Consider the following 410-nt stretch of genomic DNA (forward strand, 5'->3'; position numbering starts at 1 on the left):
CCCAGCCCACCAGGCACTCTTCGCCTCCGCCCTCGCCCTGCAAGAGCGCGGCCACCCGGGGAGCACAGCGGCCGTAGGAGCGGTGCCGGTCTCCTGGGTGGCCGACGCGGTCACCGAGGCCGGCACCCGCACCAGGGGGGTGACGGCTTCGTACGCGCACCAGCTCGTCGCCGCCTGCCCCCGACCGGAACATGCGACGGTGTATGGGCGGATGGTGCTGGAGGGCGCCATCCATCGCACGGTTACCGAGCATGCCGTCCGGCTCCACCAGGCCGCCCGCGCCGACTCTGTGCGCGGCGGCACCGAGGAGACCCTGTTGCGGGCCGATGCTCTCGCGGGCGTGCTGGCGGATCTCGCCCGCCGCTGGGGCAGCGACGCCCGCCCCGTCCCTCCCACGGCCGAGCCCGAAC

The 410-nt window shown here is 75.1% G+C and carries 1 pseudogene; it reads left to right on the plus strand.

Annotation, left to right across the window (positions count from 1 at the left end):
• Window positions 1–410: pseudogene (locus tag FF041_RS39825) on the plus strand (DnaB-like helicase N-terminal domain-containing protein); the annotation flags it as partial.

This window comes from Streptomyces jumonjinensis (assembly GCF_009600885.1).
Classification (GTDB): Bacteria; Actinomycetota; Actinomycetes; order Streptomycetales; family Streptomycetaceae; genus Streptomyces; species Streptomyces jumonjinensis.